The sequence below is a fragment of the Roseateles sp. AC306 genome (assembly GCF_979253795.1).
This window is the reverse complement of the sequence record NZ_CEEDEB010000024.1, coordinates 24,088-41,466: the sequence shown is the minus strand read 5'-3', so window position 1 is coordinate 41,466 and position 17,379 is coordinate 24,088. Positions and strand designations below refer to the sequence as shown.

The 17,379-nt window shown below is 65.9% G+C and carries 18 protein-coding genes; 10 read left to right on the top strand and 8 right to left on the bottom strand.

Annotation, left to right across the window (positions count from 1 at the left end):
- Positions 1 to 133 precede the first annotated feature (133 nt).
- The 3 genes from AC0IZJ_RS27070 to AC0IZJ_RS27060 all read right to left on the bottom strand — a co-directional run bounded on the left by AC0IZJ_RS27070 (position 134) and on the right by AC0IZJ_RS27060 (position 4,096).
- Positions 134 to 2,401, bottom strand: coding sequence for a TonB-dependent receptor plug domain-containing protein (locus AC0IZJ_RS27070; protein WP_471855144.1), 2,268 nt, complete (start codon positions 2,399 to 2,401; stop codon positions 134 to 136).
- 341 nt (positions 2,402 to 2,742) lie between these two features.
- On the bottom strand, positions 2,743 to 3,180 hold the full coding sequence (locus AC0IZJ_RS27065) for a group I truncated hemoglobin (protein ID WP_471855142.1): 438 nt from the start codon (positions 3,178 to 3,180) through the stop codon (positions 2,743 to 2,745).
- Between the two features lie 10 nt (positions 3,181 to 3,190).
- The gene (locus tag AC0IZJ_RS27060) at positions 3,191 to 4,096 is read right to left on the bottom strand and encodes a DUF3034 family protein (protein WP_471855140.1); all 906 of its coding nucleotides are present in this window, start codon (positions 4,094 to 4,096) and stop codon (positions 3,191 to 3,193) included.
- A 108-nt stretch (positions 4,097 to 4,204) separates the two neighbouring features.
- Between AC0IZJ_RS27060 and apbC the strand changes: the two genes are divergently transcribed.
- The 8 genes from apbC (at position 4,205) to AC0IZJ_RS27020 (ending at position 11,067) form a co-directional block, all read left to right on the top strand.
- The gene (apbC, locus tag AC0IZJ_RS27055) at positions 4,205 to 5,299 is read left to right on the top strand and encodes an iron-sulfur cluster carrier protein ApbC (protein ID WP_471855138.1); all 1,095 of its coding nucleotides are present in this window, start codon (positions 4,205 to 4,207) and stop codon (positions 5,297 to 5,299) included.
- A gap of 9 nt (positions 5,300 to 5,308) precedes the next feature.
- Positions 5,309 to 5,890: a nitroreductase family protein gene (locus tag AC0IZJ_RS27050; RefSeq protein WP_471855136.1), complete on the top strand. Its 582-nt coding sequence runs from the start codon at positions 5,309 to 5,311 to the stop codon at positions 5,888 to 5,890.
- A gap of 106 nt (positions 5,891 to 5,996) precedes the next feature.
- Positions 5,997 to 6,299 (top strand): urease subunit gamma, encoded by a 303-nt coding sequence (ureA, locus tag AC0IZJ_RS27045; RefSeq protein WP_471855133.1) that lies wholly within the window; start codon positions 5,997 to 5,999, stop codon positions 6,297 to 6,299.
- A 9-nt stretch (positions 6,300 to 6,308) separates the two neighbouring features.
- Positions 6,309 to 6,470 (top strand): hypothetical protein, encoded by a 162-nt coding sequence (locus tag AC0IZJ_RS27040; protein WP_471855131.1) that lies wholly within the window; start codon positions 6,309 to 6,311, stop codon positions 6,468 to 6,470.
- Positions 6,470 to 6,775, top strand: a complete 306-nt coding sequence (locus AC0IZJ_RS27035; protein WP_471855129.1) for an urease subunit beta — start codon at positions 6,470 to 6,472, stop codon at positions 6,773 to 6,775. Before AC0IZJ_RS27040 ends, AC0IZJ_RS27035 begins: the two co-directional genes overlap by 1 nt.
- A complete protein-coding gene (gene ureC, locus AC0IZJ_RS27030) occupies positions 6,772 to 8,490 on the top strand; it encodes an urease subunit alpha (RefSeq protein WP_471855128.1) in 1,719 nt (572 codons plus the stop codon). The genes AC0IZJ_RS27035 and ureC overlap by 4 nt, the downstream gene beginning before the upstream one ends.
- Before the next feature lie 108 nt (positions 8,491 to 8,598).
- The gene (locus tag AC0IZJ_RS27025) at positions 8,599 to 10,743 is read left to right on the top strand and encodes a KAP family P-loop NTPase fold protein (protein WP_471855126.1); all 2,145 of its coding nucleotides are present in this window, start codon (positions 8,599 to 8,601) and stop codon (positions 10,741 to 10,743) included.
- Between the two features lie 171 nt (positions 10,744 to 10,914).
- The gene (locus AC0IZJ_RS27020) at positions 10,915 to 11,067 is read left to right on the top strand and encodes a hypothetical protein (protein ID WP_471855124.1); all 153 of its coding nucleotides are present in this window, start codon (positions 10,915 to 10,917) and stop codon (positions 11,065 to 11,067) included.
- A gap of 54 nt (positions 11,068 to 11,121) precedes the next feature.
- Here the strand turns inward: AC0IZJ_RS27020 and AC0IZJ_RS27015 are convergent, their stop codons facing one another.
- From AC0IZJ_RS27015 to AC0IZJ_RS26995, 5 genes are all read right to left on the bottom strand, one after another.
- Positions 11,122 to 12,150 (bottom strand): hypothetical protein, encoded by a 1,029-nt coding sequence (locus AC0IZJ_RS27015; RefSeq protein ID WP_471855122.1) that lies wholly within the window; start codon positions 12,148 to 12,150, stop codon positions 11,122 to 11,124.
- A 140-nt stretch (positions 12,151 to 12,290) separates the two neighbouring features.
- The gene (locus tag AC0IZJ_RS27010) at positions 12,291 to 12,905 is read right to left on the bottom strand and encodes a glutathione S-transferase family protein (protein WP_471855120.1); all 615 of its coding nucleotides are present in this window, start codon (positions 12,903 to 12,905) and stop codon (positions 12,291 to 12,293) included.
- A gap of 224 nt (positions 12,906 to 13,129) precedes the next feature.
- Positions 13,130 to 13,675: a DUF1439 domain-containing protein gene (locus AC0IZJ_RS27005; protein ID WP_471855118.1), complete on the bottom strand. Its 546-nt coding sequence runs from the start codon at positions 13,673 to 13,675 to the stop codon at positions 13,130 to 13,132.
- Positions 13,676 to 13,776: 101 nt separating this feature from the next.
- Positions 13,777 to 14,208, bottom strand: coding sequence for a DUF3597 domain-containing protein (locus AC0IZJ_RS27000; RefSeq protein ID WP_471855116.1), 432 nt, complete (start codon positions 14,206 to 14,208; stop codon positions 13,777 to 13,779).
- 152 nt (positions 14,209 to 14,360) lie between these two features.
- Positions 14,361 to 14,843, bottom strand: a complete 483-nt coding sequence (locus AC0IZJ_RS26995; protein ID WP_471855114.1) for a GFA family protein — start codon at positions 14,841 to 14,843, stop codon at positions 14,361 to 14,363.
- Positions 14,844 to 15,031: 188 nt separating this feature from the next.
- Here AC0IZJ_RS26995 and AC0IZJ_RS26990 point away from each other — a divergent pair, with 188 nt between their 5' ends.
- Both AC0IZJ_RS26990 and AC0IZJ_RS26985 read left to right on the top strand, forming a co-directional pair.
- Positions 15,032 to 15,931 (top strand): PEP-CTERM sorting domain-containing protein, encoded by a 900-nt coding sequence (locus tag AC0IZJ_RS26990; RefSeq protein WP_471855112.1) that lies wholly within the window; start codon positions 15,032 to 15,034, stop codon positions 15,929 to 15,931.
- 363 nt (positions 15,932 to 16,294) lie between these two features.
- Positions 16,295 to 17,371: an endo-1,4-beta-xylanase gene (locus AC0IZJ_RS26985; protein ID WP_471855111.1), complete on the top strand. Its 1,077-nt coding sequence runs from the start codon at positions 16,295 to 16,297 to the stop codon at positions 17,369 to 17,371.
- Positions 17,372 to 17,379: the final 8 nt, after the last annotated feature.

Below are 17,379 nucleotides of genomic sequence, written 5' to 3'. Positions count from 1 at the left end.
TCTTTGGTGACTTTCTTCTGGCCCCGCAGAAGAAAGTTACCCCGCTGCCGGGCGGGACTCCCGGCAATGCACCGAGCAGACACGCCGTTCGCAAAAGCATCCGGACAACGAAAGATGAGGCCGCAGCCCTACCTCAAATCTTCATCTCCCACCTGACCTGCCACTGCGTATAACTCGGCCCGCCGCTACGCGTCGAGACGATCTGCGCATCCGTCGTGCTGACGCTGCCCGTGTAGTAGTCCAGCGGCGTCAGGTTGCTGGCTGACAGGCGCAGCGACTGCTCCGGTGTGACGCTCCACAGCACGAAGGCGTCGCTCACCAGCTTGCGGTTGCTGGTCACCTCGGTGAGTGCGGTCTGCTGGATGGTGGACGAAGGTGTCCAGTTCAGCGAGGCGCCGAGCGACAACGGCACGGAACGCAGCCGGTAGTCGAACCCCAGGTTCGCCGTCGCCTTGGGCTGGCCCTCGATGCGGTTGTTGGGGCCTGGCAGCCCGTCCACCTTGGACGTGAAGAAGCTCAGGTTGCTGCGGAGGTTGATCGGCAGCGCACTTTCGAAATACTCGTCCAGCCGGAACTTGGCCTCCAGCTCCAGGCCCATCGTGCTGGCCTTGCCCAGGTTGCGCGGCCGAGCGACCCAGCGCGGCGTGGCGCTCCAGGACACCGTCTCCAGCGCCGTCACGTTGCGCATCAGGTTGTTGATGCTCCGGGCGAAGAAGTTGGCGCTGAGCAGGCCGCCTTTGGTCAGGTACTTCTCGTAGCCGACCTCCAGGCCGGTCGCCAGTTCGGGCTTCAGATCGGGGTTGCCGGCGCGGTCGGGCGTCGTGATGTCGTGCGGCACGTTGCTGTTGATGCTGGGCCGCGCAATCAGGTCCTGCAGCTGCGGGCTGCGGTAGCTGCGCGTCAGGCTCATGCGGATGGCTTCCTTGCCGCCCGGGTCCAGCTTGTAGCGGGCGTGCGCCAGCGGCGTGAACACGCTGGAGCGGTTGCCAACCGCATAGTTGGCCGCGCTGCTTTCGGTCTTGATGCCTTCCCAACGCAGGCCGGCGTAGAAGTCCCATTGCTTGCCGACCGTCCACTCATCCTGCGCATAGGCCGCGAAGCGCGTGGTGGAGGCGTCCATGTTGTCGCCAAACTCGCCCAGGCCTTGCTGCGGAGCGCCGTTGACCAGCGTGATGCGGCTGGCGTCCCGGGTGTTGCCTTCGCCTTCGGCGCCGACGACGAGGTTGTGGTCGTTCTCCAAACTGCGCGAGTACTTGCCCGTGAGGCTCCAGTTGCGGTCGCGGCTGTCGGTGGTGTCCTGCTGCAGCCGCGTCGGCGCGCCCAGCAGCGTCTCCTGGCGCAGGCTGTGGCTGCCGCCGCTGGCGCCGCCCACGCCGCCGCGCAGCTCGATGCGCGTGTTGGCATCCGGGCGCATCTGCCACTGCATGTTCAAGCGCGCCATCGTGAAGCGGTTGTCGCCGTCGGTCTGCACGCGGTCGAAATCGCCGGGCAGTGGCGGCACCGGCGTCGGCGTGGTCGTGCGCGAGATGTCGGCGTGGCTGTCCGACTTGTTCACGACGATGAAGGGCTGGATGCTCAGGCTGTCCTGGCCGCCCAGCTTGAACTGCACGCGGCCATTCAGGTTCAGGGCCTGGCGCGTGTCCTCGTTGCGGCCGCGCGTGACCTGCAGCTGCTCGGCGCCCGTGGCGCGGTTGACGCGCAGCGTGTCGCTGATGACGTCGTCGGCGCGCTCGCCGCGCATTGCGTTCAGGCCGAAGGTGTAGGTGTGGCCTTCGCCAAAGCTGTCGTTGCGGCTCCAGCTGATGCCGGGGTTGACCTTGTCGCGCTCGATGCCCACACCGGCGCGGAACTCGTTGAGCTTCTTCTTCAGCGCTTCGCGCAGCACGACGTTGATGGTGCCGGCGATGGCGCGCGCGCCGTACTCTGCGGTCGGCGCGCGCAGCACCTCGATGCGCTCGACCTGCTCGGGCGGCAGCTCGCTCAGCGAAAAGCCGGGCGGCATGCGCTCGCCGTTGACGAGGATCTGCGTGAAGCCGCCACCCATGCCGCGCATGCGCACGTCGCCGCCGCGGCCCGGCCGGCCGCCGGTGGTCACGCCGGGCAGGCGCTTGAGCACCTCGCCCACCGTCGAGTCGCCGAACTTCTCGATCTCTTCGCGCGTGATGACGATCTTGCTGGCCGTCGAGGCGCGGCGCATGGAGTCGTCGCTGGCCGTGCCGCTGATCTCGACGCGCTTGAGCTGCTCGGCGGACTTGGCCTCGGCGGGCTGGGCGGCGGGGCGTTGCGGGGCCGAGGCCGCGTTGGTCGGCGGGGTGGGACTGGTCTGGGCAATGGCGGCGGAATAGCTGCCGCCAGCCACCAGCGCGGCAGCGGCGGTGATGCGAAGGCGAAGAAGTTGCATGGCCGTCAGCTTGCCACGCAGATCTGGGCGGCCTGTGGCGCGCCCGTTAACGAAAGAATTCTTTACGGACGCTGCTAGGGTCTGTTGGCGCCGCAGCAACAGGCCGCGTTGTGGCCAGAAAGGCCGCGAGCAAGGCGCAAACCGGAGCCGGGTTGGGTACCCGGCGAGGATTTGCAACGCCGCGCGCGGCCTTTCTGGCCACAACCCGAAGGGAAGGCCGGTAGCCAGGGGCCACTCGGCGTTGCATCACTTGCCCGCACGCGAGTGCGGGCGGCGCGCTGCGCCTTGATTGGCCCCTGGCTACCGGCCTTCGCGGCCTATTGATGCGGTGCCAACAGACCCTAATTGCTCACCGGCGTGACGATTTCGCGGTGCATGGGCGCCAGCCGCGCCAGCATGCCGTTCTGCGCCGCGAACGGGATGCCCTTCGCGTCCATCGCCTGCTGAAGAATCTCCACCAGCGCGTTGAAGTCGCGCCGGCCGATCTCCAGCTCCTCATGGGCCAGCTTCATCGGCACACCCTTGTAGACGCAGGGCCCGCCGGATTCCTGGCAGAGCTGATCGGTCAGCTGCGTCGCCAGGTTCTCGCGGTTGGCCTTCTTGAAGAAAGGCGCCGTGCGTGGGTCGGCAAACAGGCGGGGCACGAAGTCGTCCATGACCGCGCGGATGCCGGCCTTGCCGCCCCAGGCCTGGTAGACGCTGTCGTTGGCAGGCGGTGTCTGCGCCGTAGCAGCGCCACAAAGCAGCAAACAGGCAGTGGCAATAGCGACAAGACGCATGACTCTTCTCCTAGAAAGCGAACTGCGCCGACAGGTAGGCACCCGTCTGGCGCTTGGGCTGCACGGCCGGTGCGATGCGGCCGAGGTCCACCCAGGCCGCCGTGATGGACACCTGCTTGCTGGGCGCCCAGGCGATGAAGATGTCCTTCCAGTCGTCCTCCTTCAGCGCGCCGGAGCCCAGGACCGACTCGTGCAGGTTGTCGGGCTTGGCGCGGAACTCAACGCCGATGGCCAGGTTCTTCGTCAGCAGCTTGGCGATGGAGAACTCCGGCTGGATCTTGGTGCCGCCGCCCTGTGCGCCGCCAAAGCCGAGCAGGCCGTTCTGGTTGGCCTTGGTGGCGCGCAGCGTCAGGTTGACGAGCACGCCCTCGGCCAGAAAGAGCTTGGTGGCGCTGATGTAGAAATCGGTGCCAGATGACTTCGCCCCCAGCGGGCCGAACAGCGTCGGGCCCAGCGCGCCGACGTGGGCCTTCTTGTGCTCCAGGCCGATGGCGATCTGCGGCATCAGCGTGTCGCTGTCCAGCACCGCGTCCCCGGCAATGCGCAGCTTGGCGCCGAAGATGTCCTGCTTCAGGTGCAGGCCGTCCAGGCCCAGCGGGGCGAGGTTGCTCTGCGTGTCGAAATCCTGCCTGGCGAGGCTGACCTCGAAGCGGTCATGCACCGCCAGCGCCGCGCCATAGGCCCACAGCCCGTAGTTGCCCGTCTTGGCGCGGGTGACGAAGGCGGTGGCGCCCACCTCGCCCTCGGTGGCGTAGCTGCCGGTCACGGCCCAGGGCGTGAGGCCACCGCCGGCCGCGCCGTCGATGCTGGACACGCCGCCGGTCAGCAGCAGCTTGCCGCCGCCGCTGGATTCCGCGATAGCCAGGGGAGGGGCGCCGAGCAACGCGGCGGTGAGCATCAGGGTGGTGCGGCGCATGCGCGAATCTCCGGCTTCGGGACTGGATCAGCCCACTCTACGCACAACGCCGAGGGCTGGATGCAAACTAGACTGCTGGCCCCGCCTTCTCGTGAACTCTTGCCTGCCATGACCGCCATTTCCGAAGCCGCGCTTCAACCCCTGCTGCAAGCCGTGGCAGGCCCCGACGGTGGCCGCACGCTGGGCGAGGCCAAGGCCGTCAAGTCGGTCCAGGTCTCGGGCAGCGATGTGGCCATCGCCGTCGAACTGGCCTACCCGGCCGCCAGCCAGCACGCCGCGCTGACGGCTGCCCTGGTGGCCGCCGCCAAGGCGCTGCCCGGCGTCGGCAACGTCAGCGTCGCCATCAGCACCAACGTCGTCGCCCACGCCGTGCAGCGCGGCGTGCAACTGCTGCCGGGCGTCAAGAACATCATTGCCGTCGCCTCCGGCAAGGGCGGCGTCGGCAAGAGCACCACGGCCGCCAACCTGGCCCTGGCCCTGCATGCAGAAGGCGCCCGCGTGGGTGTGCTGGACGCCGACATCTACGGCCCCAGCCAGCCGCTGATGCTGGGCGCCAGCGGCCGGCCCGAGTCGGAGGACGGCAAGACCATGGAGCCGCATGTCGCTCACGGCCTGCAGCTCAATTCCATCGGCTTCCTCGTCGACGACGACCAAGCCATGATCTGGCGCGGCCCCATGGCCACGCAGGCGCTGGAGCAGCTGCTGCGCCAGACGAACTGGCGGGATCTCGACTACCTCGTCATCGACCTGCCGCCTGGCACCGGCGATATCCAGCTGACGCTCTCGCAGCGCGTGCCCGTGACCGGCGCCGTCATCGTCACCACGCCGCAGGACATCGCCCTCATCGACGCCAAGAAGGGCCTGAAGATGTTCGAGAAGGTGGGCATCCCCATCCTCGGCATCGTCGAGAACATGGCCGTGCACATCTGCTCCAACTGCGGCCACGCCGAGCACATCTTTGGGGCCGAGGGTGGCAGCAAGATGGCGGCCCAGTACGGCACCGAGCTGCTGGCCTCGCTGCCCCTGGCCATGAGCATCCGCGCCCAGGCCGACAGCGGCACGCCCACCGTGGCGGCCGAGCCGGATGGCGACGTCGCTGCGCTCTACAAGGCCCTGGCCCGCAAGGTGGCCGCCAAGGTCGCGGCGCAGAGCAAAGACTACTCAGCCAAGTTCCCGACGATTTCGATCTCCAAGAACAGCTGAGGCGGTGCCATGACGGCCGCCGCGCTGGACGCTCTGCTCGGCCGTTACTCGGTCGGCCCCAAGCACCTCGTCGAGCCCGGGCCGGACGACGCCCAGCTCGCCTTCATGGTGCAAGCCGCGCTGCGCGCACCGGACCATGCCGAACTGGTGCCTTTCCGCTTCAAGCTGGTGCGCGGCCCGGCGAAGCAAGCCATGGCCGATTTGTTCGCCGACGCCGCCCGCATGGCAGGCAAAGGCGAGGAGGGCGCTGCGCTGGACGCCGAGCGTGCGCTGCGGCCACCCATCACCATTGCCGTCGTCGCCCGCATCGACCTGGGTCACCCGCTGGTGCCGGCTCACGAGCAATGGGCGGCCATCGGTGGCGCGATCGCGAACTTCCTGTCTGCGGCCCACGCGCTGGGCTTCGGCGGCAAGATGCTCAGCGGCGCCAAGGTCCGCAACCCGGCCATCGCCGCCGCCTTCTGCGAACCCGGCGAGACGCTGGTGGGCTGGATCGCGCTGGGCACGCCAGCCCGCAAGCCAGCCGGCCCGGCGCGCAAGCCCGACCCCGGGCAGGTGCTGATCGACTGGCACCCGGCTTGCAAGCCATAGTCAAACCGAGCTGAACAACGAGCGAAGCAAAGATGGAACTCACTCCCAGGGCTCGACCGGCCTTTGTGGTCGCTCGGGCCAACTGAAAAGAATCGAGCAAAGCGAGATGGAACTAACTCCCCGAGAGAAGGACAAGCTCCTTCTGTTCACCGCAGCCTTGCTTGCCGAGCGCCGCAAAGCGCGTGGCCTGAAGCTCAACTATCCCGAGTCGGTCGCCCTCATCAGCGCCGCCATCCTCGAAGGCGCGCGCGACGGCAAGACCGTGGCCGAGCTGATGAGCGAAGGCCGCACGGTGCTGACCCGCGACGACGTCATGGACGGCATCGCCGAGATGATCCCGGAGATCCAGGTCGAAGCCACCTTCCCGGACGGCACCAAGCTCGTCACCGTCCACCAACCCATTGCCTGAGCCCCGACCATGCGCGCACTCGCACTCCTCCTGATCGCCGCTCCGGCGCTTGCCCACGACGGCCACGGCGCGCCGTCCGCTCACTTGCACGGTTCGGACGGCACCGGCCTGATGGCTCTCGTCGCTGCGGCCGGCGTGGCCATCTGGTGGTTGGCCAAGGGACGCAAGTGATGATCCCCGGCGAACTCATCACCGCCGAAGGCGAGCATGAACTCAACCCCGGCCGCCGCACGCTGACGCTCAAGGTGTCCAACACCGGCGAGCGGCCCATCCAGGTCGGTTCGCACTACCACTTCGCCGAGACCAACGCGGCCCTCGGCTTCGACCGCGAGGCCGCACGCGGCATGCGGCTCAACATCTGCAGCGGCACGGCCGTGCGCTTCGAGCCCGGGCAGTCGCGCACCGTCGAACTCGTTGACCTCGGCGGCGACCGCGCCGTCTGGGGCTTCCGCGGCCTGGTCCAGGGAAAACTATGAAGATCAGTCGACGCGCCTATGCCGAGATGCTCGGCCCCACCGTCGGCGACAAGCTGCGCCTGGCCGACACCGCCCTCATCATCGAGATCGAGCAAGACCTGACGCTGCGTGCCGGCGGCTACGGCGAGGAAGTGAAGTTCGGCGGCGGCAAGACCGTGCGCGACGGCATGGGCCAGTCCCAGCGCCCGAACGGCCCCGGCGCCGGTGACGCGGTCGACACCGTCATCACCAACGTCGTCATCGTCGACCACTGGGGCATCGTCAAGGCCGACATCGGCCTGCGCGGCTGCCGCATCGCGGCCATCGGCAAGGCCGGCAACCCCGACGTGCAACCCGGCGTGGACATCGTCATCGGCCCCGGCACCGAGATCATTGCGGGCGAGGGCTTCATCGTCACGCCCGGCGCCATCGACACCCACATCCACTTCATCTGCCCGCAGCAGATCGAAGAGGCGCTGATGAGCGGCGTGACCACCATGATCGGCGGCGGCACCGGCCCCGCCACCGGCACGCTGGCCACCACCTGCACGCCGGGCCCGCACCACATCGCCACGATGCTGAAGGCGGCCGAGGCCTTTCCGATGAACCTCGGCTTCATGGGCAAGGGCAACGCCAGCCGCCCCGAGGCGCTGATGCAGCAGATCGACGCCGGCGCCATCGGCCTGAAGCTGCACGAGGACTGGGGCACCACGCCCGCGGCCATCGACAACTGCCTGAACGTGGCCGAGCTGACCGACACGCAGGTCGCCATCCACACCGACACGCTCAACGAAAGCGGCTTTGTCGAAGACACGATTGCCGCCTTCAAGGGCCGCACCATCCACAGTTTCCACACCGAAGGCGCAGGCGGCGGCCATGCGCCGGACATCATGCGTGTGGTGGGCGAAGCCAACGTGCTGCCCAGCTCCACCAACCCGACGCGGCCGTTCACCGTCAACACGCTGGACGAGCACCTCGACATGCTGATGGTCTGCCATCACCTGGACGCCGGCATTGCCGAAGACCTGGCCTTTGCCGAAAGCCGCATCCGCCGCGAGACCATCGCCGCCGAAGACATCCTGCACGACCTCGGCGCCATCAGCATGTTCTCGTCCGACTCCCAGGCCATGGGCCGCGTGGGCGAGGTGAGTCTGCGCTGCTGGCAAACCGCTCACAAGATGAAGGTGCAGCGCGGCGCCTTGCCTGGAGACGGCGCCGGCAACGACAACGCCCGCGTGAAGCGCTACCTCGCCAAGCTCGCCATCAACCCCGCGCTGGCCCACGGCATCAGCCACGAAGTCGGTTCGATTGAAGTCGGCAAGTGGGCCGACCTCGTGCTGTGGAAGCCCGCCTTCTTCGGCGTCAAGCCGTCGCTGATCCTGAAAGGCGGCTTCATCGCCGCCGCCGCGATGGGCGACGCGAACGCGTCCATCCCCACGCCGCAGCCGGTGCACTACCGGCCGATGTTCGGTTCGTTCGGCGCGGCGTTGCAGCAGGGCTCTCTGACCTTCGTCAGCCAGGCCGGGCAGGGCAACGTCGAGAAGCTGGGCCTGGCCAAGACGCTCGTGCCGGTGAAGGGCTGCCGCTCGGTCAAGAAGGCCGACATGCTGCTCAACAACTACCTGCCGGTCATGGAGATCGACGCGCAGACGTACGAGGTGAGGGCGGACGGTGTGTTGCTGACCTGCGAGCCGGCGAAGGAGTTGCCGATGGCGCAGAGGTATTTCTTGTTCTGAGTCCATTGCCGGATCGACGAGGCGTCAGACGGCTGAGTGCGGTGGAAGCAGGGAATCGATGTATGGGCCACTGAGAGATAACCTTGCCACCCTCCCTTAGGTGTCGAAATGTCGCAATCTTCACTCAAGCTCAGCATAGATCGCGCCCTGACATCGGACTGCGCCATCGCAAAGGACAAGCTTGGGCGCATTGCATTTGCGCAGTTGGCTGTAAATGCCCTTCGCGTTGGCGAATGCGCGGGATTTGTCATTTCAATTGAAGGGCCCTGGGGAAGCGGTAAGAGTTCAACGTTCGCTCTGATCGAAGCTCTTATCCGCCAGGAAGATCCGAGGTCGGTCATCGTCCACTTCAACCCCTGGCAGATTGGTGAGCGAGACGCGTTGCTGCACGTGTTTCTCGCCAAGATGGCTGCACAGCTGGAACTGGCCGACAACGTTGGTGCCGCCCAGGCTGCGGCTCAACAGCTCAAGGCTTATACGAAGGTCTTCGATGTCCTGAAGCTGATTCCAGGAGCGGGTGAACTGGCCCAGGCTGTAGGTAGTGTTGTCGGAGGTGCCGGTGACGCCATAGAAGCAGCCGCCAAGGTCAAGGCTGCTGATCTTGAAGCGCGCAAGCGCGATGTGGAGATCGCACTTCGGGAGCTCGAACGGCCGATCGTCGTATTCATCGACGACATTGATCGGCTGTTTCCCCAGGAAGTATTCGAGATGGTTCGCATCGTGAAGGCCGTCGGTGACCTTCCAAATGTGCGATATGTACTCGCATGGGATCAGGAATACGTCGCAGAAGCCTTGCGGGCAGCATCCGTCCCGCGCTCCGAAAGCTACTTGGACAAGATCGTTCAGGTGCGTCTGCCTTTACCAGCAATTACGAAGAAGGCCAGAGTGGCGCTAATCGATGAGGCGATCGAGAGCCTGCCATCTGAAGCGCGGGGCCAGCACTTCCCGAAACAACAAGATCGGCTCTCCAGGATCTATTTTGGAGGCCTGCGGGAGATGCTTGAGCATCCCAGAGACTTCGAGCGTGTCTTCAACACGGTGGCTCTCATCGAGCCAGCTTTGCGAGGCGAAGTTGTCTTGGCCGACATCATTGGTCTGGCAACGCTAATGGTAAAAGGCGGTCCTGTTTACGAAATGCTCAAGCGCGAACCAAGCGCATTCATTGGCCGGGTGCCGACGGATGAGCTGCAAATGAAGAAGGCTACCGAAGTTGTCAAGCAGGCTGCTGAGCGACGCAGGCTTGCGACTGCCGCGTGTCCTCTACCAACAGCGATGGCGCGTTTGGTCCACACGCTGTTTCCGATGACAGCGGAAGCCGACGAGGCAGTGAACTACGGTCAAGTTTCCGACGTCGAGGGGCATATTGCTGCGCCGTCCCGGCTGGTGATTGCTTTGCAACTGCAGGTGAGCGGCAGCGACGTCAGCGTTGTGCTTGCGAAGCACTACATGCTGCAGAAAGACAAGCGCGAGGGTGTGGTCGCAGCGCTCAACGGCGAAAACTGCCTTGAGTTCATTGAAACCATAGGCGACATCGCTGCATCAACGGTTGTTCCTGCAGACGAGGTTGAGGAGCTTTGCGTCGACATTGCGAATCTGCTTGAACGTGAGCCGTTCCGTTCACGTGGGCGGGACATGGGTCGATTGTTCAGCGTCGCGCCGTCCACAGTGGCAGTGCGAGCAATTGAAAACATTGTCCAAAGCTCGAGTCCTACTTACACGGGAGATATTGCTCAGCGGCTGGTTGCTGACCCGAACGCGCTCACGGTGGCTGTCGATGTCTGCCTAAGTAGCTTCATGTACGAGCAGTCGAACGGAGACCGCGTGTTGGCGCCACAATCTTCAAAGGACGCAATGACCGGGATGTTGTCCGCCAACATTGTTGCCGCAGCGAAAACTGGCGCCATCTACGCGTTGTGCAATCCGGGACGGGTGTTGTGGAGCTTGTCTTTGTTTAAACCCGAAGCGGCTAGGGCTGCTTTCGAGGCGACAAAGGCAAAAGATCCCACGTTAGATAGTTTTGTGACGACGATCCTCGGACACACCACGGACTCGACGAATGGCCTTCGTTTCGAAATTCCAGAAGAGGCGAGTCGCATTGATGCGTATGTGGCTATGAGCGAATTGGAAGCCCACGCGACGACCAGACTGGCTGACCCCTCAGTGGATTTGCCGGCATCCGCAGCTTGGCGCGCTGTGATCGACAAAGCCGCCTATTACGCTGTGGACGGAAGCAAAGCTGACGCGCGCCGCTGATTGGGGCATGGATTGCCTGTAGGTTAGGCGGTGGCGAGGCAGCGGTGCCCTATCTCTTCCTTCAAGGCGAGCCGATCAGCGCAAGCCGCGCATCAAAGGGAGTGCGAGGGCTTCGGCAGCGGCGCTACTGGGAACAGCCTCATTCGCGACAACGCCGATTTCGAGCGGCTTGTGGACTACATCCATTTCAATCCGGTGAAGCACGGCTGGGCCCAACAGGCTGCCCACTGGCCGCACCTTAGCGTTCATCGTTTCATCCGGGAAGGCGTTGTCGATGCTTTCTGGGCAAGCGTCGGTCACACGGAGATCGACGCGGGCGAATGAAGCGTTGGGGTTCGCTTTGCTCACTCCAACCTACCGCGCTGCCGCCGCTTCGCTTCATCGCCGCCTTTGCCGCCGCCCCGTCAGGCAGGCCGCGGAGGCGGCCAGCAGCAATGCGGCGAGCCCGCTGGGCTCGCGCACGGTGGCGGCGGTGTCGCTGATTTCCCCGCGGACGACGAAGGCCATGACGTCGCCCGGGGTCAGCGAAAACGACACGGTGCTCAGAAGCGCGGTGCAGCCGCCACTGTCGGCGCAGGAAAAGCTGGTGGAGACGGTCTCTTCGTCGATGAGATCGATGACCGTGCTCATGTCGGCGATGGGATCGCCGCCAATTTCATGGCGTTGGACAAATGCCGCGGCGTCGTTGACGCCGTCCATCTCTACTCGCAGCGCCGAGCGCTGCGTCAGGCAAACCGGCTTCACCGAGCAGTCGAAGAGCTGGCTGTCGCTGGCCAGCACGCCGGCCAGCGGGCCGGGGCCGACGTCACTGGCATTCACGTCGTACAAGTCCAGCGTGCCGCCGCTGCGCACGTAACCGAACCTCGACAGCGTCTCGCCCGCCGGCGGGCCGAGCGCCACCCCATCAATGCCGCCGTCGGCGCCGGTGCCGGCCACCGCTCCCTGAGACAGGACGCGCCCGGTGTTGGGCAGGGGCGTGTCGTTGGTGACGAAATACGAAACCGGGCCGCTCAAAAAGTTTTTGACGGTGAAGCCCGACACCTGAACCGCACCCGCATCGCCCGGTGCGCCGGCAAGCGTCGTCAAAGCGCCCGCGCCCCCCATGGCCGCCGGCCCGTTGCCGGTGACGAGGCTGAACTCCGCCAGATGGCCGGACACTGCCAACGGGGCCACCGCGGCGCCGTCGCGAGCGCCGTCGGCCAAGCTGCCCGCCATGCTCAGTTTGAAGTCGTAATTGCCCGTTCCGACGAAGGCCTGGGAAAAGAGGAACGTGAAGGTGATGGGGGTACTGAAGTTGTTCTGAACCCAGACCGCTTGCGTCGTGACGACGGGCGCCGCCGTCAGCGCTCCGGCCGATGCGCACAGTGCAGAAACGACCAGCCAGCGAACGAATCGGTTGCAGCGCATGGGGAGCCTCCTGGGCCTGAGTGGCAAGGATGCTCCGGCCAAGCGATATCGGTGGCAACCCCCCAGATCCCGCCGGCGGGTTCTCGGATTGGCAGCTCGTCGGCGGGGCTGGGGTGCGGTGCCCGGCCTGAGCCGCGACTTCACAAGCCCGCGAACGGGTCCCGCCAGGCCGGAAGTTCGTTGAGCTGCGCGGCCAGGCGGGCAATCTGCGGGTGGCCGGACAGGTCCAGGTCGATGGCCTCGGCATAGGGCAGCAAAGCGCCGACGCGGAAGTCGGCATACGTGAGTGCCTCGCCCAGCATCCAGCGGCGCCCCGACAGGTGGGCATCAAGGATGGCGGCCAGCCGCTTGAACTCCGACAGGTGGTGGGCCATCTCACGCTCGCCGAGCGGCGGCAGGCCGTATCGCGCTACCAGCAGGCGCTGGTAGTACAGCCCCGAGCCGGCAAGGCCCCAGTGCATGGCCGTCCAGCTCAGCCAGCGCAGCATCTCGGGCAACTGCGCGCCGTCCGGAAAGAACTCGGGCTGGCCGGACAAGCGGGCCAGTTCGCAGGCAATGGCGTCCGTCTCCCACAACGTGGTGCCATCGTCACGGGCCAGCACCGGTACGCGCAGGTTGGGATTGAGATGGGCGAACTCCGCCGCCTTGGGGCCGAGCGGCTCGGCGGCCTGGTAGCGCACCGGGGCGTTCAGGTGGCGCGCCGTGGCCAGGCACAGGCGGGGGTTGAGGTTGGGGGAGTAGTAGAGGATGGGCATGGGCACACCGGTAGTGGTAACTGACGACGAACCAGCCCCCGCGGTTTCGACAAGTCAGTCAACGCTCTGGCAACTGAAGCTTTCGCAGAAATGCCCGGCGGGGTCGTCGTGATGGGTCACGTGCCCCGTTACCGGCGACAGCCGCAGGTTCGGGTGAGCCTGCGAACCCCCACGTTTGACCGCCATAGTTCGTTGGGTTGGCTGCGCTCACCCCACGTACCACTCTAGGTAAAGCTCACCCGCAGCTTGCCGCCAACCACCTTCACATCCCGCACCGCCAGCCTGGCCAGCGCGCCCTTGGCGGTGCTCGTGTCCACCGTGTAGACGGGACGGCGTTGCAGCGCGTCCTTGGCGAGTTGCGGGGCGTAGAGCTTCACCACCTCGGCGTACTCGGCGGGCAGGCCGCTGAGCTCCAGCGTCGTGACCTGCAGGTCTTCCAGGAAGAGCTGGCCCTCCGCCGGCACGTAGCGAGGCCGGGCCGACAGGCCGACCCGACCGCTGCGTTCACGCGTGCCCAGCGTCACCTTGGCATCGGCCGTGATGCCGATGCGGTCGTCGCCGTCGGTCAGCACCACGACCGGGTTGGACAGGTCCACGCAGGCGATGAGCAGCTTGCAATGGTGGGTCGGAAAGCGCGGCGCGATGCGCGCCTGCAACTCGGCTTGTTCGATGTCGAGATGGCCGGTGGCCAAACTGCTGACGACGGCGCAGGTGGCGAGGGCCACGCTGGCCATGAGCGCTGCGGTGACCAGGGCGAGGCGGCGGTGCATGCGAGGAGGCTACACGAGTGCCACCGCACATCACCTTGGTCACGCCCGCACGCGCCGCATTGGCGAACTCGGCTCGCTCAAGCCTGCAAGGCGGGGCAGGGTCAGTCGAGCAGCGACTGGGGCACCTTGCCGCCGTTCACCGCGATCTTGGCAAGCACCATCTTGTGCAGCCAGACGTTCATCTTGGCCGAGTCCTGCATCAGTTCGGGAGGACAACGCAGTTCGACCGCCAGTTCCTTGCGAGCGTCCAAGCTGGAGTCGATGTCGAGTAGCTTCAGCAGGTCAACGATCGAAGTTCGCCAGTTGAGCTTCTGGGCGTTGTTGGCGGCGCGTTGTTCGAGCTGCGCTTCGACGTCCACGATGCCGATCGGCGCTGGCGTGCCGTCGGGCATCAGGCCCGGTTGCTGAGGCGCGACGGCGCTCGCGCTGGGAGCCGGAGATGCAGCGGTGGACGCGCTGGTCGGCGCCGGGGCGGCGGCTTCCTCGCGTTTTTCAATGCCCAGTTTCTCGAGGATTTTGGAGAAGAAGCTCATGTTGGGTTCCTTGACGTCGATGGAACGCAAACGGTAGTGGATTGCTTGGTGGCACAGGTCAGCGTTTGGCGCGCTCTGGGGTAGGCGGGGGCGCACAACGTTGAAGGCGAGGCCGATGGAGAGGCAAGCGCCGTGTTGACGGTTGCGCCGCGTCAGTCGCCCGGCAGAAACGGATTCTCTGCCTCGTATTCCGCTCGCGTCTTGCGGCGGTGGTCGCCCAACAGACGGATGGCTTTGAAGGCGCGATCAACATAGATTTCCGACCGAAGCGGCCAATCACGGGCGGCGTCAAAAAGCCCCGGCATCAGTTCGTAGCTCTTCGGTTGGCCGTCGGCGTCGACGTCGTTGAACCACAGGTGCGAACCACAGCCCGGGCAGAAGGCCCGCTCCGCGAAGCTGGAGGAGCGGTAGCGGGTCACCTCGCCCGTGATGGTGACGGCGGATGCGTCGGCCGTGAAGCACAGGAACAACCCGCCCGACCACCGCTGGCACATTCGGCAGTGGCAGGCACCGATCCGCGGATCGCGTTGCGCCACGGTGATCGTGACGGCGCCGCACAGGCAGCGGCCGGTGATGGGTGAGGTGGCTGATGCGCTGTGGGTGGGGTCATCGGCTTGCGTGGATGTTTCTTTCATGTGACGGCTCTTTGGTGGAAGAGCCGATGAGGGCAAACGACGGGCCGGCAGGCGGCTCTGCGGCCCCCCGGAACGCGACACCTGCGGCGTACAGACGTATTCCAGGCGCGCCAGGGATCAGCCGTCGTTAGGGGCTGACTGCGTCTGAATGGAAGCCTAGCCTTCGGTCACCAAACAAGGAGACCGACATGCGCAACTGCTTCAAAGTGCTGCCCTTCGCCCTGGCCAGCCTGCCCACTTTTGCGGCCGAAATGAGCCAGCAGGACCTCGGCGCCACGGGCGCTCTGGTGTCGAGCTGTGCGGGCATGGCCAGCGGCTCCTTCCCCATCGAAGGCGGCCTGTTCGACTGGCAGCCGGGCCTGTCCAACTGCAATGCCCAGTCCACCACCACGCCGGGGCAGTTGTTGACGGCCGCCGGCGCCTACAACCAGGCGACGCCGTCGGTTCAGGCCGACTCGTACGGCAGCGCGAAGTACGGCTCGGTCGGGATGTACGCCCACTTCCGCGCCAATGCCAGCGCCGGTTTTGCAGCCGCCGAAAGCACGGCGGGCTGGACGGACACGTGGACGCTGATGCCGGCCAACCCGGCGCAGATCGGCCAGAACGCGGTGGTGAGCTTCAGCGTCCATCTCGACGGCGTGCTCGATGGCCTGCCCACGGGCAACAGCTACACCCGCATCGGGAGCCAGGTCTGGCTCAACAACGCGCCGGTGGGCGCGCAGAACTTTCGCGCGCAGGGGCAGGGGCAGGGCGGCTTTCCGTTTCATCAGGTGATCAACCAGGACGTGAACTTCGCCGTCACCGTCGTGCTGGGTACCCCGTTCGAACTGGGCATCTTCTCGCGGGCGTCCGCTGGCACGGCGGGCGCCGGGCCGAACTGGTTCAGCGAGGCCAGTAGCGACTTTGCAAGCACGCTGACCTGGCAGGGCATCAGCGGCGTGACCGTCGGCGGCAATGCGATCGGCTACTCGCTGAGCAGCCAGAGCGGCGTCGACTGGACCGTGGCCGCCGCGCCGGTGCCCGAGCCCTCGGTGGCTTTGCTGCTGAGCGGCGGCCTGCTGGCGCTGGTGCTGCGTCGGCGTGGCTGAATTGGTGTGCCCAGGTGCGGCTTCTGCAGTTGGGCACCTGCCGAAAGACGGCAAGGTCGAGCTCACTGCCGCGGGCCGCGTCTAGATTTACCTGACTGACGCAGGCGCGGAGGGCTGCGGAAAATCCTGCAAACGCCGGGATTGCACCCTGGCCGCCTAACGCGCCAACCGCTACAACGGCGCTCTCACGACAACGGCTGCCCGCACAGGCAGCCTTTTATATGTCGGCATTGACAGCGTTGTCGCGCCGGTGCGAAGGAGAACGGAATGGACAGACGTAGCTTGGTGCAAGGCACCCTGGCGTTGGCTTTGACGGGCTGTGGAGGCGGTGGCAGAGTGCTTGCGCCTGCTCCCGCGCCGCCGGTGCAAACGCAGCCGCCGCCGCCGCCTGTACCCGCGCCGGTGCCGACGCCCATTCCCCCGCCGGCCGTGGTGCCCGCGCTGAAGGACCTGGCCGAGTTCCCCATCGGCGTGGAAGTCAGCGCCGCGAAGGAGGCGCGCAGCATCTTCACGCTGCCCGAGCAACTGCCCACCATCAACAAGCACTTCAACAGCCTCGTGGCGGGCGTGATCATGAAGATGCGCTACCTGCACCCCGGCGAGAAGGAGTTCTTCTTTGCCGATGCCGACCAGCTTGCCAGTTATGCCGAAGCCCACGGTATGCGCCTGCACGGCCACACGCTGATCTGGCACTGGGACTCTGAAATCCCCGACTGGATGAAGGCCTACAGCGGCGATTGGGCGGCCATGCTGGACGATCACGTCACGCAGATCTGCCGCCACTTCGGCACGCGCACCCAGAGCTGGGACGTCGTCAACGAAGCCCTGGACGAGAGTGCCGCCTCGGGCTTTCGCAACAGCATCTTCTTGCAGAAGGTAGGCAAGAAGTACATCGAGAACGCCTTCATCGCCGCCCGGGCCGCAGCGCCCGGCGTTGACCTGTACTACAACGACTTCGCCATCGAGGGCGGCGGCAAGAAGCTCGACACCATGCTCGCCATGCTGGACGATTTCGAGGCGCGCGGCATCCCTGTCGACGGCGTCGGGTTCCAGATGCACACCGGCCTCGGCACTGCCGTCTCTGCGACCCAGGGCGATCCGAGCAACGAGCGCATCCAGCAGTCCTTCAAGGCCGTGGCGGACCGGGGCTACAAGGTGCGCATCTCAGAGATGGACGTCTTCGACAACATCTATGGCGTACCGGCCCTGACCGACGAGATCGCTCAGGCGCAGAAGGCCCGCTGCAAGGCCATCGTGAAGGCCTACCTGGACGCTGTGCCCAAGGCTCAGCGTGCCGGCATCACCTTCTGGGGCCTGGTGGATGGCGAAACCTGGATGAACTATGTCTATCCGTTCAAGGTGTGGCCGCTGCTCTTCAATGACGACTACACGCCCAAGCCTGCTTTCTGGGGCGTGGTCGAGGCGCTCCAGGGCACCTGAGGCGCCCC

What these genes read in the sequence shown, in the direction of transcription:
- AC0IZJ_RS27065 (WP_471855142.1), bottom strand. Translation starts at nt 3,180, where the DNA reads ATGCGTCTTGTCGCTATTGCCACTGCCTGTTTGCTGCTTTGTGGCGCT.
- AC0IZJ_RS27010 (WP_471855120.1), bottom strand. Translation starts at nt 12,905, where the DNA reads ATGCCCATCCTCTACTACTCCCCCAACCTCAACCCCCGCCTGTGCCTG.
- AC0IZJ_RS27035 (WP_471855129.1), top strand. Translation starts at nt 6,470, where the DNA reads ATGATCCCCGGCGAACTCATCACCGCCGAAGGCGAGCATGAACTCAAC.
- AC0IZJ_RS27005 (WP_471855118.1), bottom strand. Translation starts at nt 13,675, where the DNA reads ATGCACCGCCGCCTCGCCCTGGTCACCGCAGCGCTCATGGCCAGCGTG.
- AC0IZJ_RS27040 (WP_471855131.1), top strand. Translation starts at nt 6,309, where the DNA reads ATGCGCGCACTCGCACTCCTCCTGATCGCCGCTCCGGCGCTTGCCCAC.
- AC0IZJ_RS27060 (WP_471855140.1), bottom strand. Translation starts at nt 4,096, where the DNA reads ATGCGCCGCACCACCCTGATGCTCACCGCCGCGTTGCTCGGCGCCCCT.
- AC0IZJ_RS27000 (WP_471855116.1), bottom strand. Translation starts at nt 14,208, where the DNA reads ATGAGCTTCTTCTCCAAAATCCTCGAGAAACTGGGCATTGAAAAACGC.
- AC0IZJ_RS27025 (WP_471855126.1), top strand. Translation starts at nt 8,599, where the DNA reads ATGTCGCAATCTTCACTCAAGCTCAGCATAGATCGCGCCCTGACATCG.
- ureC (WP_471855128.1), top strand. Translation starts at nt 6,772, where the DNA reads ATGAAGATCAGTCGACGCGCCTATGCCGAGATGCTCGGCCCCACCGTC.
- AC0IZJ_RS26995 (WP_471855114.1), bottom strand. Translation starts at nt 14,843, where the DNA reads ATGAAAGAAACATCCACGCAAGCCGATGACCCCACCCACAGCGCATCA.
- AC0IZJ_RS27050 (WP_471855136.1), top strand. Translation starts at nt 5,309, where the DNA reads ATGACGGCCGCCGCGCTGGACGCTCTGCTCGGCCGTTACTCGGTCGGC.
- apbC (WP_471855138.1), top strand. Translation starts at nt 4,205, where the DNA reads ATGACCGCCATTTCCGAAGCCGCGCTTCAACCCCTGCTGCAAGCCGTG.
- AC0IZJ_RS27070 (WP_471855144.1), bottom strand. Translation starts at nt 2,401, where the DNA reads ATGCAACTTCTTCGCCTTCGCATCACCGCCGCTGCCGCGCTGGTGGCT.
- AC0IZJ_RS27015 (WP_471855122.1), bottom strand. Translation starts at nt 12,150, where the DNA reads ATGCGCTGCAACCGATTCGTTCGCTGGCTGGTCGTTTCTGCACTGTGC.
- AC0IZJ_RS26990 (WP_471855112.1), top strand. Translation starts at nt 15,032, where the DNA reads ATGCGCAACTGCTTCAAAGTGCTGCCCTTCGCCCTGGCCAGCCTGCCC.
- ureA (WP_471855133.1), top strand. Translation starts at nt 5,997, where the DNA reads ATGGAACTAACTCCCCGAGAGAAGGACAAGCTCCTTCTGTTCACCGCA.